This window comes from Halocatena marina, assembly GCF_023276375.1.
In the GTDB taxonomy this organism is placed as follows: domain Archaea; phylum Halobacteriota; class Halobacteria; order Halobacteriales; family Haloarculaceae; genus Halocatena; species Halocatena marina.
The window spans coordinates 1-13,060 of the sequence record NZ_JALLPK010000003.1 but is presented as its reverse complement, the minus strand read 5'-3'; the positions used below and the strand labels follow the sequence as shown (position 1 = coordinate 13,060).

The following is a 13,060-nucleotide window of genomic DNA, read 5'->3' as shown; positions in this document are numbered from 1 at the left end:
TAATCGTCTGTCATGGACAATAATGTTTGAGGAGCTGCGCTACGGCTCCAGGAGGACCTTCGTGACGCCCTCCTCACGGTTATCGAACGCTTCGTACATCTCGGGCGCCTCGTCGAGATCGACGCGGTGGGAGACGACGAAGCTCGGGTCAGCACGTCCCTCGATGATCATGTCACGTAGTCGTTCGTTGTACTGCTTGACGTTGCACTGGCCGGTACCGAGCCGCTGGCCTTTTTCGAACAATAGCCCGAAGTCGATGCCAAGCCGACCCTGAGCAGCCATCTCATCCGGCGCACCGGGATCATCGGGGACGTACAGCCCAGGGATGCCGAGTTCACCGGTCGCACGCACTGTCTTAATAAGATTGTTGAGAACGAGCGCCGGATTCTCTCGGGCCGGGTCGTAGGCGTCGTCGGCTTCCTCCTCAGGATCAACCGCCTGGTAGCCGACCGCATCGACACCCTTGTCGACTCCACCTCCGTGGTCGTCTTTGATCTGCTCGACGGGATCGCTCTCCTCAAAATTGATCGGCGTGGCGTCGCAGTAGTCCTCAGCGAGGTCGAGCCGGCTCGGTACCCGGTCGACGATGTAGATTTTTGAAGCTCCTTTGAGCTTGGCGCTGTAGGCAGCCATCAGTCCGACGGGACCCGCTCCGTATACGGCGATCGACTCACCCGGTCGGAGATTGGCAAGCTCGGTGCCATGCCAGCCAGTCGGAAAAATATCTGCCAACATCGCGAACGCGTCCTCGTGTTCGTTGCCTTTCGGGAGTTTCAGCGCGTTAAAGTCCGCGTAGGGAATGCGGAGCTTCTCGGCCTGTCCACCCTTGTACGGTCCCATCGCCACGTAGCCGTACGCCCCTCCGGCGAATCCAGGGTTGACGTTGGTGCAGAAGCCAGTGTAGCCGTTTTCACAGTTGGTACAGAACCCGCAGGCAACGTTGAACGGTGCAACGACGCGGTCGTCTACCTCGAGTTCGCTGACGGCTTCGCCAGTTTCGGTAACGATACCCATGTTCTCGTGGCCGAAGACGATTCCCGGATCTGCACCCGTCCGTCCCTCGTACATGTGTAGATCTGACCCACAGATTGCGGTGGTCGTAATGTCGATTAATACGTCGTTGGGATGCTCGATCTCCGGTTCGTCGACTTCTTCGATTGTTACCTCGTGTTCACCTTGGTACACAACAGCATTCATTGACATTTGATATCACCCCACAATGCATCAATGGATGATCCAGGAGTTATAATTTTCTAAAAATAGCTAGTAAGTTATTGAGAGTGAATCACTCAATCGAAATATTAGTACTACTGTTTAGAATAAAACCGTCCGAAAACATCTTGATGCTCCTCTCTGGAGCGATCGGGCTTCCTCGGCGGTATGCAACGTCCCTGGAGCAGTTTGCGATCCTGTAGCAGATACGATCAGCGCATTCCTTATTTTTATTGGTGTGATCATCTGGCTGTACAATATAGTCCAGTCATACCGCATTGGACCGGTCGTGATGGACGCCGATGTTTGGAACTTGAAACCAATCGACCAGTTCACCCGTGAGTGGCGGTGGTTCGGAGAGCACCTCGAAGAACGGCGACGGAAAATCAGAGGCAATTAACGGATCTGTCTTGAATAGCACGAGAGTGGCCCCATGCAAATCCACTGATCCGGTTGTCGTATTCTCCGTAACGACGACTGGTCCTGAATCAAAGTGTTGCATCAAATGCAAGCAGTTCAACTCTCTTACTCAGAAACCGTACCAAGCCTCTTCCATGACCATCGTACCACTGGTAGGCGGTTCGTACTAAGTACTGGCTGAACCAGATAATATATTCACACTTTCTATTACAAGCATACTTTTGTAATGTCTTGTTCGGTAAACATCATGGCACCCTGTTTAGGATAGTACCAAACGGACTGATACTGTTTCAGATATGTATGATCTGGATTAGTTGATTATATACAACCTGAAATAGTACTCACTCAATCATTGACCACTGGCGACCTGCGTCACAATCAAGTGTTTCCTCAGCACTGCCGTGCATCCGCGAGCTTGGACTGTGAGTTCTGCAAATAATCGTTTTAGAATTGTAATCTACTTCCCGGAGTTCGATCGATCTACGGTACAATTCGAGGGGAGCACACATGCGCGTGATCATCGTCGGAGTGAGCCAGATCGAATCCTTGATCGCCACGAACCTCAGCGATGACCATGAGGTCATTGTCATCGATACGGACGCGACGTGAGTCGATGCGTATACCGACTCGCTCGACGTGGACACCATCGAAGGTGATTGCGTGTCACTTTCGACACTCGGACAGGCCTCGTTCCCGTCTCAGAGAAGGTATCAAGCCGATCGATAACAGTATCGGGCTGTTCCGTGTGTTCGCCGAAGAAGTCCGTTACCTGATCAGTCGTGACCGCTCCTTGTGCAGGCAACTTGATGATGTCCTTCTTGCGTACCCAAGCGAGTAACTCACCTTGTATCTAGGAGAGCCAAGTTCGTCGGAAGGTTCACGATGTTGATGGGCTGATTCTCGATGACCTGCTGCAGCACGGCGAAATGGCGATTGAGTATCTCGATTTCGTTCTCAAGGCATTCGATTGTGGTGTTTGTTAGCAGGCACGTTCTGGCGAACGTAGGTGAGCTGTCCGTACATGGACCGGCGACTGGCAGGTGGTCAGTCTCAGACCTGCCGTTAGGTGTGGTTATTCGGTGTGTTCGCAGGACTTGAGACCGGTGGCTTCAGGGGCTCTGACCCACAAGAGACGCGCACTGACTTGTGTGCCCTGTTCTATCAATTCCGACGGCTCTCTCACGTCTCCATCAGTCACCAGGGAATGTCGCTTGGTGCTGTTCGATGGGCTCTGCAATGCGGTGGAGGAGCTGTTCGAGCCGTGAGCGTTCGAGTTCCCACGTCGTAAAGCAATGAGACTCCGCAAGGATCGTCTGCACCGCTTTGAGCTGTGCGATGGTGAAGCTGTCTCGCCGGAGTCGAGCGTCTCAAACGCCTGGAACACCTCTACTGATGGGGGATCGACGCTCGTCGGATCCTCCGCCGTCGATTCCTACTTGATCCGATCGAGGAGCACGTGATGGAGCGTCCAGTACTCCCTGGGCAGCAATGACAGCGTGGCCCGCGATTGGTGGGGTTCGTTGCGCATGTCCATCGATCCTCCGTGGGCTGTACGATCGATATGATCGTGCTCCCTGTTAACTATTACCATCAGGACATAAGAGGTCGTTAGCGAGATCGTCGTTGAGTGACTTTCTCGTTGATGACTAATACGTACGATGAATTTACAACGTTATTGTATCAACTAATGGAGAAGCCAACGGACCGACACTGTTTATAGACGGAACATCAGTGAACGTAATGATGCTCTCATCATTGAGAGCGCAACATTCAGGAACTGGACAATCAACGTACCGCGGGCTACGCGAAGCTGTGTTGATGTGTGTCGTTTACAACAGCAAACGAACCGTGAGTGGTGATTCATCAAAGCCGTCGTGGGTCGGAATGACGAGCTATGTAACAAATCACAAGGGCGAGGTGCTTAGGTGACGTATCAGAATACAACTCAACTGGAAAAACAGGGGTTGGATTGGGAGCCTTATCATCTCAAAAGTAATCCTTCCCGCTCGAATCTTCCCGCATGGCTTTCAGGGGAGTCAATCCGATGGCACGGCCTGTACGATGGTTCCGATGGCGTACAACACCGGCACGCTGACGGTGTTCGACAGCATCGCAAGCGAACTCATGCTGCCGCTCGCCAGCTTTCTCGTCACCGTGATCGTCGGTTGGATCTACAGTCAAGAGACGGTGACCGAGTTGAGACATGGAATCCGTAGCTACCAGTAAAAACGCTGCTAATCGGTATCTTTGATTACAACACTGTAACGGCTGTAGAGGAAAATCAATAGTCAGTCCGCTATAATTGAATGGGTTCGTACTCGGCGTTTCACAGTCATCTCGCACCGACTGAATCATGCTGTCATAAATGCGGTGTTGATGTTACAAGTACACGTTTGTAATGGTTACGTTCGTGATTGACACAAGTGTACGTTCCCGAAGAATGTCACGTCGATTCGCCAGCACCGATGATCATGTGGATACGGTAGCGAAATTCTTGAGAAGATAGCGGTGCCGACAATCTTCAGTATCGGTGGCGAAGAATGTAGATTCTTGAATTCAACGAGGAGGTGTACAAGCGACTGAGCGTGAAAAAGCCGTACAAGTGGTTGCGGGTTCCAGCCTCCTCCGAAAATCCTGGAAAACTCAAGATGATTGCCGATCTCGGTGGCCAGTGGTTCACTACGGATCTCACCAGATCGCCTACGTACGTCGTTCTCGTTCGACACAGTCCAACCGTGGGAAACCCGCATCTCGATGTTCTTCCCTCACGACAGGGCTGCACGCGCTCTGTGTCCACGTCCTCGTCGGGGTCCTGCCCCACATCTATCTGATCCCGAGGGCAACATAGGGGGCATACCTCGGTGAATAACGACCGATAGAGTACTTTGGGTTATACTGGCACCACGTGAACATCGTCTGGCTATTCTTGTTTTCCTTTTCTATATTGTCTAGGTGACACTATATCACTCCATCAATAAAAACCGAATTCAGAAACATACGCCGTCCTATAGTTGATAGCCAATCGTGCAATCAACTGATAGGAAATCCAACAAAGCTGTTTCTCCTGAAGCGGACGACATCGGCGGTCGATTTCCGATCCGTACCCCTGCCACGGCCTTTGCTACCTGCTGGGCTGTTTCCCGATGTACGCCTCAGTCTTCGACTGCTCAACTGGCCACGTTATCTCCGCATACTGAAACGTTGGCATTCGACAGATACGCGGGCGATAGTAGGTGCTGTATTGATCTGTGAAAACGACCTATTCGGAGTGGCTGAAGACAACCGAGATATTGACGAACGTGGTCTCACATCGGAGAGAATCGAAGTCAATAGCTCCTGAGTTCGGTAAAGCAGTTCTTACAGTAGGTATATTCCGCGTCGTTTTCCATTCCACAGCGTCGGCACACAATTGGCGCCAGCGTATCGGTTCCTCGTGAATGCTTATCCAGAGGGAAAGTGGATTCAAACCGAGGTGTCAAGGTTGTGGAAGCGTTCGAATTCTCGTCGTCATTAATCCTGAAGAAGACGAACAGGATAGCGAGGATCGGATCGGAAGCATCCATTGATTTCTAATAATGTCATATGTTATCATAGAACTTATTCCTCCGGAAGGGACCGGTCACCGTCCGAACCGTGCGACCCAGCGATCACGGTGGACGTCGTGCGTGTCGGGGAAGCATCGCCACGTGCTCGCATCACTCGCAGGACGACTTACCCACCATCAGTTCGAGACACTAATAGTTACACGCTATTTCAGTTATTATAAAGTGCCACGCAAGACGGTGCTCAGTGACGTTGCTTCGGCTTTCGATTGTTCGAAAAGGCAGCCTCGACACTTCTACGGAACGGAAAGCGTGTACCCTTGAATGCTGCGCTGGGTCACTGACCGTCCGATCGTCAACTGTGGCAAGATTCGGTCGTCGGATTCACCCGACGAAGTGCACGAGTCATGCGCCGCTACGCTCAGCACCTCACCGAACGAGTTGGTGAGGATGAATTGGCCGCCTCAAGCGCGCAGACCTACTACAACATTGTCTCTGGCTTTTGCTCGTATTGCGTGCGTGATGGCGTACTCCCGTCGAATCCTGCTTTGCGCGATCGTGCGCGCGAAGAGCTCCCGACCGATGATAGCGATGGCCGCCAGCAGTTCTGGGATCCCGAAACCCGTGACCGGTTCCTCCGCTGGATCGATGATCGCGCGTACGAAGCGATCGACGCCGATGGTCGGGCAGCCCGACTCGAAGCCCGTGATCGGGCGTTCGTTTATCTGCTTGCCTATTCCGGCGTGCGCGGGGCGGAGATCCTCCGGACGAGTGCAGATGAACGCGAGGGCCGTCAAGGCCTCCGCTGGCGAAATGTCACGCTCCCCGATTCCGACGCTGATGCAGAAAGCGGAACGCTACGCGTCTTCGGCAAAGCCCAAGAGTGGGAGACCACACCGCTCCCCCGGCAAGCTGTGTTCGCCGTCCGTCAGTATTACGCGCTCCTCGATGAACCGCCGGGAGAGTGGCCCGTCTTTCCAACCGAGCACGCGCCCTCGAAATATCGGGTGGCACGCAATGCACTCAAAAGCACGCATGAATTGGCTGCCGACGCCATCGAGGCACTTCTTGAGGAGACCCCGATCGATCGCGTGCTCCGGGAGTACGAGATCACGCCACCAGCGGTCACCGTCAACGGAATGCGCAGCCACATGCAGACGCTCTGTGAGCAGGCCGACATCGATATCGATGGCGAATATCTGAAACTGCACGGCGCACGACGTGGACTAGGTGATACGGTGTTTCGCGTCGATCGGGGCGAGGCCCAAGATCTGCTGCGCCATCGCTCACTCCAGACGACCAAAGACGCCTACTCGCACATTGCTGCCGAAGAACGGGCCGAACGCGTTTCAGACATTCTTGACAATAGTGAGTGAGATCTGATAGAATCAATTCTGTGTTGTGGTACTATTTTTACATAAGACTAAGCTAAATGATCCAAGTTGTCGTACCCCTGAGTAGTGATACGCACTGCACTCTCGTGTCTGGTGAAGTACATTGATTTGTAGTAGAGAAAAGACACCACAATGTCCGCAGTAACCTTACTCCAAACTGCTTCAATCGGTTGGTTACTGCGGACACAGTGGTGTAGTACGAGTTAGATGAATGATCTTGCTGGTTGTCACGTCAGAGAGAGTAAGATCAACACCGCAATGTCCGCAGTAATCTTACTCCAAACTGCTTTAATCGGTTGGTTACTACGGACACAGTGGTGTAGAATCAATTGTATGGGCCCTGTTTAGTTAGCCCGCTTGAGAAAGCGGGGAGGCCTCGCTTCGAGTGTCTTTGTCGCTGCCAGAACTATTCAGTGACAGCTTAGGCGCTGACTCTAGTGGCCACATTTCTGTGGAGCGTATCTAGATAGGACCATTGGATGAATGATGACTTTTTCCAAGGTAAAGCCTCGCCGTTTATGACAAGGAAATTGTTACTATTCTTTGTGATTTATAACACCACAATGTCCGCAGTAAGGTCGGGAAGAGGACTTGAGAACCCACGATTGACTCCATCATTGAAAGTATGGATGAATTCGGGTACAATCTCACCTAACTGTATGACACCCTCCCTCCACCATGTCCGCTGTTCTCGTTTGGAAGAAGAATCCTACTCAGAACGCTCTTCTGTAGGACGACGAGCTCACCCGCGAGTACGTCGTCCATGGAGATAGCGAATACGCCGATGAAGAGGTTCACACCAACACCTGTGAGAATCACGGTTGTACATCGACCCGTGGATCTCGCCACATCGAGGTGTCTCAAAAGACAAGTTGACACAGTCCCCGCGCCTTTCAGCTATGTCGCGAACTCTTCCGCAAGCCTGATCGAAAAGTCCTCAAACACGCTATAAAAGCTACACTCTGAAATCAACAATGTACACACATGAGTGACTCAGAAATAACGTTGATCAGTGCGAGAACACGCTTTCTCGCTCCTCTTATAGTGTACTACGGATGCGTTATGCAGTATATCATAATAAGGATTCGGTTTTATACATAAGTTTCGCAGTAAGGCTAGCTCTTTTCGTTGGAACAGCGGACATAGTGGAGGGGGTGTGTTCTATGTTTTGTAATAAATGATTGGAACAGCGGACACTGCGGACACGCTGGTTGGGGGTGGTTTTATTATCCATCGACGAGGGAAGTCGTGTATGGCGCTGTTCGAGCGTGACCACACAATCTACAAAGACCGAGACGCACTCCGCGAGGACTACCAGCCGGCCGAGTTGGTTGGACGGGATGAAGAATTATCGACGTATCAAGCAACATTACAGCCCATAATCAACGGTGAACAGCCCAATAACGTCTTCCTCTATGGGAAGACTGGGGTTGGCAAGACAGCTGCAACCCGTTATCTTCTCACTCATTTGCAAGAAGACGTGGAACGTTATGACGATCTCTCTCTGACTGTTGTGTTCATGAACTGCGATGGATTGAAGAGTTCATACCAGGTCGCGACTCATCTTGTAAACACACTGCGACCGGAAACAAGGCAAATTAGCACGACAGGATATCCGGTTGGAGCTGTCTATGAAATGCTCTGGGAAGAACTTGATCAGAGTTTGGGAACGACATTAATTGTCCTTGATGAAATTGATAATATCGAGGATGACAGTATACTCTATCAACTTCCACGCGCACGAGCGAACGGTAATCTCGAACAGACGAAACTCGGCCTTATTGGTATCTCAAATGATTTTTCATTCCGTGATGGACTGTCACCAAAAGTCAAGAGCTCACTCTGCGAACAAGAAATTCACTTTCCTGCGTATGATGCGACGGGACTTCAAGCGATTCTCGAACAGCGTGTCACAGTTGCGTTTCACGACGGTGTCGTCGATGAGGGGGTAATCTCTCTCTGCGCCGCCTATGGAGCTCAGGATGCTGGTGATGCCCGACAGTCAATTGATATTTTGATGAAAGGAGGAGATATTGCTCGCGACCAACAAGCTTCATCGGTAACCGTTGATCACATTGAGGAAGGACGCGACGCACTTGAACGTGGCCGCATTACTGAAGGAATTCAGGGGTTGACCGAACACGGTCATCTCGTGTTGTACGCCCTATTAACGCTCACTCTCGAAGGGATGACGCCAATTCGGTCCCGCGATATCCGCCCTCGGTACACTCTCTTTTGTGAACGTGCTGGACGGGATCCGCTAGTCCCGCGTCGGATGCGTGATCACCTCAGCGAACTGGCGATGCTTGGGATTACGAGCATGACTGAACGAAATGAAGGTCGGCGTGGAGGGACCTATCGAGAGTATGCACTCGATTTAGATCCCGAATTAATCCTTCATGCAATGGAAGATACCGTTGAAGTGGTTGGTATTCATGAATCCGTCGCCAATATGGTCGCTACTGCCGAGACGTCTGAACAGTCGATAGATTCCCCTACGCAGACAACGTTGGAGTAAGTATGTGCACCATAGAATAGCGGCTGTAACCACGGTTTTCCTAAAGATTACTGCGGACATGGTGGTGTTCCTTAATGGATCGGTTTTTCTTTCCCCTTGAAATCAGAGACGGCCTTCCTGATTCGGAGCTGAAGTTGACTACCTATTATTCACATATACAATATTTGAAGAATTTAATCTGTCGAGTTAGAGTCCGAGATTCTAACGGTGGTTATACAACTCTCGAAGTCCGGGCTTTCCGAGTGATCCGGCGAAGTATGAGGCGATCCCTGACAGTGGTGATACACCACGGTGAATATAGATTGATTACATCGAGATAGTGACATCGAACCCATTGAACCACTATCTATCTCTCAACAGCGAGAGAATTCCGTCCTGAGGCCGAAGGGCGGACGTGAATCGCGTACGCTCCGTTCCGCAACCACCGTCGGTGGCCGGCCGGATATTCACTTCCACCGCACACGGACAACCTATAAGTCCATACGCTGACATAGTCTATGTATGGCGAAAAGGACCGTCACCCGGACCCACGTTGCGTCCATACACAACCAGCAACAGGTCCGCGACGGTCTCGATTCGCTTGGATTCGCTGCCTCGAAACTTTGGAATGTTGCCCGGTGGACCATCGGGCGCATTTGGGACGAGACGGGGACGATTCCCGGCGAAGGCGCGCTTAAGTCGTACCTCAAAGGCCACGAACGCTACGCTGACCTCAACGCACAGTCAAGTCAGGCAATTCTCGAAGAGTTGTCTGAAGCGTTCAAATCGTGGTACGGCCACCGCCGAAACGGGAATGAGAACGCGAATCCGCCCGGCTACCGCAAACGCGGCGACGATTACCCTCGTTCAACCGTCACGTTCAAAGAAGACGGCTTCAAACACGACCCGAAGAACGGACGTATCCGCCTCTCGAAAGGCCGGAACCTCAAAGCGCACTGGTCGGACTTCCTTTTGTGCGAATACGAAACCCGACCGGACGCCGAAATCGAGAAAGTTCAACTGGTTCGTGCGGTCTACGAACACGGCGAGTGGCGCTTGCATATCGTCTGTCGGCATGAGGTCGAAACCAGTTCATCCGACGACAGAACCGCCGGTATCGATCTTGGGATATGCAACTTCGCCACCATCTCGTATGGCGACGGAGCCACGTTATACCCTGGCGGCGCGCTTAAGGAGGATCTCTACTACTTCGCCAAAGAGCGGGCGAAGTGCGACGATTCAGCCTCCCGAGAAGCGCGCCGACTCGACCGGAAACAGACCGAACGCCGAACCCACTTCTTGCACACGCTCTCGAAACACATCGTTTCGGAGTGTGCCGAGCGAGGTGTCGGAACGATCGTGGTTGGCGACCTCGGTGGTATCCGCGACGACGAGAACGGAGACGTCCGCAACTGGGGCGATCACGGAAACCTCAACCTTCACGGGTGGGCATTCGCCCGGTTCACGTCGATGCTCGAATACAAAGCCGAGACTGAAGGCATCGATGTCTCTCGAAAATCCGAGCACGATACCTCAAAGACGTGTTCGGCGTGTGGAACGAAAGACGGGAACCAGCGCGTCGAGCGCGGGTTGTACGTCTGTGACGACTGTGGAACGGTCGCCAACGCCGACGTTAACGGGGCCGAGAATATCAGACGAAAGGTACTCCCGAATCTCGCCACTGACGGTGGCCGGGATAGGGATACCGGCTGGATGGCACAGCCAGCGGTTCGCCTGTTCGACCGTAGCGAGGGCCGTTTCGCCCCGCGAGAACAGGTCGTGGACCGTGAACCCTAATATCCCAACGCGGTACGGGTAACCCCGGCGTTCACGCCGGGGAGGATGTCATTCCATCAATAGAGTTCCCTATCAAATAATTTTTTCTGGGCAGATTCTCTCTTCCCATTTGTTCAGCTGTGCAACATCAATTATCAAAATGCACGCCACTCCTCCCACGCTGAAAAAGTCAGCTCGTGAGCTTCGGTAGCCAGCAACGCAATTATTATATGTGGCGTAACGATTTATACCACGTATAACAAATGCATATCGACGTGAGACTCCCACTGCCAGACGAGCAGATATTCCGGTATGAAGCGATGGATGATATTCTCGAAATCACAGCACAGACCCCGAGCGATGAATTCTCCAATCGTGAGCTGCAGGATCTCACTGGGTTTGGAGGCCCAAGTGTTTCAAAGGCACTTTCACTCCTTGAAGCGCTGGAACTGGTTATCCGACGCGAAACGGGCCGGAAAACTCTCTATCGGATCAATGCGGACAGCCTTCATGGAGCGACTGATCCATTTATGAACATTCCACAGTCCGAGTTTCGAACGCCACTTCGGCTGTTCACGCAACGCGTTGAGGAGACAGTATCGTCGCTTGCTGGTGTGCTCTGTTTCGGCAGCGTCGCGCGTGGTGAAGCTGATCGAACAAGTGATCTCGATGTATTTGTGCTCATTTCTGAGGACGATGAGCTCGTCTCGGTACGACGAACTATCTCAGACATTAAGCTCGATCTCGAGACGGGGCCGATTGAGAATCAGCGATACGAATTCGAGGTGTTCGTTGAATCAGCCGACAGCGCTCAGACGCGCGGGGCGGACCTCCGCCCGCTGTTTCAGGAAGCAGTGCCTCTCTATGAGACAGAGACACTTCACGCGGTGACACAGGATATCTTCAGAGGGGACCCCTAAATGACGGCTGGTGAGATCGCGACAGCACTTGCTGAGGCAGAGACTGCGTTTCAGCAACCCCCAACGAACCCTGAGGTTGACCTAGCATATGTCACGGATGAATCGCTCCTCCAACTCCGGAAAGCGTGTCGTTTGCTTGATGCAGCCGAATTTCTGCTTGAGCGAAACGGCCATTTTACGATCATTATCGAGGCCTCGTTCGTGGCGATCGAGCGTTCCTTGCAATACTACGTGACGGACCGCGGCTACAGCGTCCCAGGTCAGCGACATACGGAAGTGTACGATCGAGGAGTGCAGGCTGGCCTCTTTTCTCAAGAGGCTGCTGATCGCCTCGAAGCATTATGGACGGAACATCGCTCAAAATCCTATTATCGAACGGGCATTGCTGGCGAATATCGAGCACAAGCGATGTTCCAGCTCGCAACAGCGATCCATAGCGAGGTTGTTGCTGTTACACGGACACAAGACTGTATTTGCGATTGATGTTATACCCGAGGCAGAGATTCGGGTATTTCTTCCGCCCATATTACTGAACGTTCTCTACGCGGAGATGAATAACTATGAGAAGGGTGTAGATCTCCGGCTTCAGACGCTTGAATGGGAGGATGTGGCCGACTGGGAGGTACCCGCTGAGGATCACCCGGTCGAAGAGTGAGGTATTGCTCCCTTGGTGATCAAATCAGGGTTACATGCTCCCGAACGGCTTTTTGCATTCCTGGTGATATCGATTTCTGTCGCCACTTGAGTGACAAACAATCGAGGCGAACGCCTCGTGGCCGCCTCCACACACCCATTTCCATCCAGCATCATGTGGTCGACCATCACCTCGATGGATGTGGGGCGGTCACTTCCATGGAGTATCATGCTACCGAGCGACAGCGTCAAGATCGTGTCTTAACAAGATAGAGGGTTCACCGACCGAAACCACATTGAACGGTGCTTTCAGATCTTCAAAATACGGGCTGATAGCTTCCAGACGAGTTGAGTCGGCAATCGGCAGGCTGTCTGAGAATGGTGTCGGCAATTTCACCGCTATTACAACCGCTAGCGACTGTATTAGGCACTAAATGGACGAATTTCTGCGGAGTTTATATAGACAGTTCTATCAAATATTTCTATTATTGATGTTTCAAATTGGGGCAATTAGAGAGAATCACCATACTACAGCCCCATGTTAATAGTTAGCATTCAATGGTACCTAAGGTACCTACAGTCCCTTTGGCACCTAAGGTCCCTATGGTTAGTAAGGTTCCTGAGGTAGTTGTGGTTAGAAAGGTGTCGACAGATAACTAGATGATT

At 52.1% G+C, this 13,060-nt stretch carries 11 protein-coding genes and 2 pseudogenes; 9 read left to right on the top strand and 4 right to left on the bottom strand.

Translation table 11 applies throughout. The features are described 5' to 3' along the window. Nucleotides 1-39: 39 nt before the first annotated feature. Nucleotides 40-1,197, bottom strand: coding sequence for a glutathione-independent formaldehyde dehydrogenase (locus MW898_RS20805; protein WP_248910577.1), 1,158 nt, complete (start codon nucleotides 1,195-1,197; stop codon nucleotides 40-42). 283 nt (nucleotides 1,198-1,480) lie between these two features. After that, entirely contained in the window at nucleotides 1,481-1,714 is a 234-nt protein-coding gene (locus MW898_RS20800) for a hypothetical protein (RefSeq protein WP_248910242.1), read from the bottom strand. A 531-nt stretch (nucleotides 1,715-2,245) separates the two neighbouring features. Here MW898_RS20800 and MW898_RS20795 point away from each other — a divergent pair. Beyond that, entirely contained in the window at nucleotides 2,246-2,470 is a 225-nt protein-coding gene (locus MW898_RS20795; RefSeq protein WP_248910241.1) for a hypothetical protein, read from the top strand. Nucleotides 2,471-2,822: 352 nt separating this feature from the next. On the opposite strand, the gene MW898_RS25730 is transcribed toward MW898_RS20795, so the two are convergent. Beyond that, nucleotides 2,823-2,951: a hypothetical protein gene (locus MW898_RS25730; RefSeq protein ID WP_277999959.1), complete on the bottom strand. Its 129-nt coding sequence runs from the start codon at nucleotides 2,949-2,951 to the stop codon at nucleotides 2,823-2,825. 751 nt (nucleotides 2,952-3,702) lie between these two features. Here MW898_RS25730 and MW898_RS20790 point away from each other — a divergent pair. After that, nucleotides 3,703-3,858, top strand: a complete 156-nt coding sequence (locus MW898_RS20790) for a hypothetical protein (protein WP_248910240.1) — start codon at nucleotides 3,703-3,705, stop codon at nucleotides 3,856-3,858. 538 nt (nucleotides 3,859-4,396) lie between these two features. Continuing rightward, nucleotides 4,397-4,588 (top strand): annotated as a pseudogene (locus MW898_RS20785) (hypothetical protein); the annotation flags it as partial. 370 nt (nucleotides 4,589-4,958) lie between these two features. Here the strand turns inward: MW898_RS20785 and MW898_RS26520 are convergent. Beyond that, a complete protein-coding gene (locus MW898_RS26520) occupies nucleotides 4,959-5,195 on the bottom strand; it encodes a DUF7577 domain-containing protein (protein WP_444881624.1) in 237 nt (78 codons plus the stop codon). 386 nt (nucleotides 5,196-5,581) lie between these two features. Between MW898_RS26520 and MW898_RS20780 the strand changes: the two genes are divergently transcribed. From MW898_RS20780 to MW898_RS20755, 6 genes and pseudogenes are all read left to right on the top strand, one after another. Continuing rightward, the gene (locus MW898_RS20780; RefSeq protein WP_248910239.1) at nucleotides 5,582-6,550 is read left to right on the top strand and encodes a tyrosine-type recombinase/integrase; all 969 of its coding nucleotides are present in this window, start codon (nucleotides 5,582-5,584) and stop codon (nucleotides 6,548-6,550) included. 750 nt (nucleotides 6,551-7,300) lie between these two features. Next, nucleotides 7,301-7,534, top strand: a pseudogene (locus MW898_RS20775) (IS1595 family transposase); the annotation flags it as partial. A 286-nt stretch (nucleotides 7,535-7,820) separates the two neighbouring features. Continuing rightward, nucleotides 7,821-9,086: a Cdc6/Cdc18 family protein gene (locus MW898_RS20770; RefSeq protein WP_248910238.1), complete on the top strand. Its 1,266-nt coding sequence runs from the start codon at nucleotides 7,821-7,823 to the stop codon at nucleotides 9,084-9,086. Between the two features lie 501 nt (nucleotides 9,087-9,587). Then, the gene (locus MW898_RS20765; RefSeq protein ID WP_248910237.1) at nucleotides 9,588-10,862 is read left to right on the top strand and encodes an RNA-guided endonuclease InsQ/TnpB family protein; all 1,275 of its coding nucleotides are present in this window, start codon (nucleotides 9,588-9,590) and stop codon (nucleotides 10,860-10,862) included. Nucleotides 10,863-11,116: 254 nt separating this feature from the next. Continuing rightward, on the top strand, nucleotides 11,117-11,761 hold the full coding sequence (locus tag MW898_RS26045) for a nucleotidyltransferase domain-containing protein (protein WP_248910236.1): 645 nt from the start codon (nucleotides 11,117-11,119) through the stop codon (nucleotides 11,759-11,761). Further along, on the top strand, nucleotides 11,762-12,244 hold the full coding sequence (locus MW898_RS20755) for a DUF8154 family protein (protein ID WP_248910235.1): 483 nt from the start codon (nucleotides 11,762-11,764) through the stop codon (nucleotides 12,242-12,244). Nucleotides 12,245-13,060: the final 816 nt, after the last annotated feature.

Excerpts from the sequence above, each read along its gene's own strand:
- MW898_RS20805 (WP_248910577.1), bottom strand. The coding sequence starts at position 1,197 with ATGAATGCTGTTGTGTACCAAGGTGAACACGAGGTAACAATCGAAGAA.
- MW898_RS20780 (WP_248910239.1), top strand. The coding sequence starts at position 5,582 with ATGCGCCGCTACGCTCAGCACCTCACCGAACGAGTTGGTGAGGATGAA.
- MW898_RS20755 (WP_248910235.1), top strand. The coding sequence starts at position 11,762 with ATGACGGCTGGTGAGATCGCGACAGCACTTGCTGAGGCAGAGACTGCG.
- MW898_RS20800 (WP_248910242.1), bottom strand. The coding sequence starts at position 1,714 with ATGCAACACTTTGATTCAGGACCAGTCGTCGTTACGGAGAATACGACA.
- MW898_RS20770 (WP_248910238.1), top strand. The coding sequence starts at position 7,821 with ATGGCGCTGTTCGAGCGTGACCACACAATCTACAAAGACCGAGACGCA.
- MW898_RS26520 (WP_444881624.1), bottom strand. The coding sequence starts at position 5,195 with ATGGATGCTTCCGATCCGATCCTCGCTATCCTGTTCGTCTTCTTCAGG.
- MW898_RS20765 (WP_248910237.1), top strand. The coding sequence starts at position 9,588 with ATGGCGAAAAGGACCGTCACCCGGACCCACGTTGCGTCCATACACAAC.
- MW898_RS20790 (WP_248910240.1), top strand. The coding sequence starts at position 3,703 with ATGGCGTACAACACCGGCACGCTGACGGTGTTCGACAGCATCGCAAGC.
- MW898_RS20795 (WP_248910241.1), top strand. The coding sequence starts at position 2,246 with ATGCGTATACCGACTCGCTCGACGTGGACACCATCGAAGGTGATTGCG.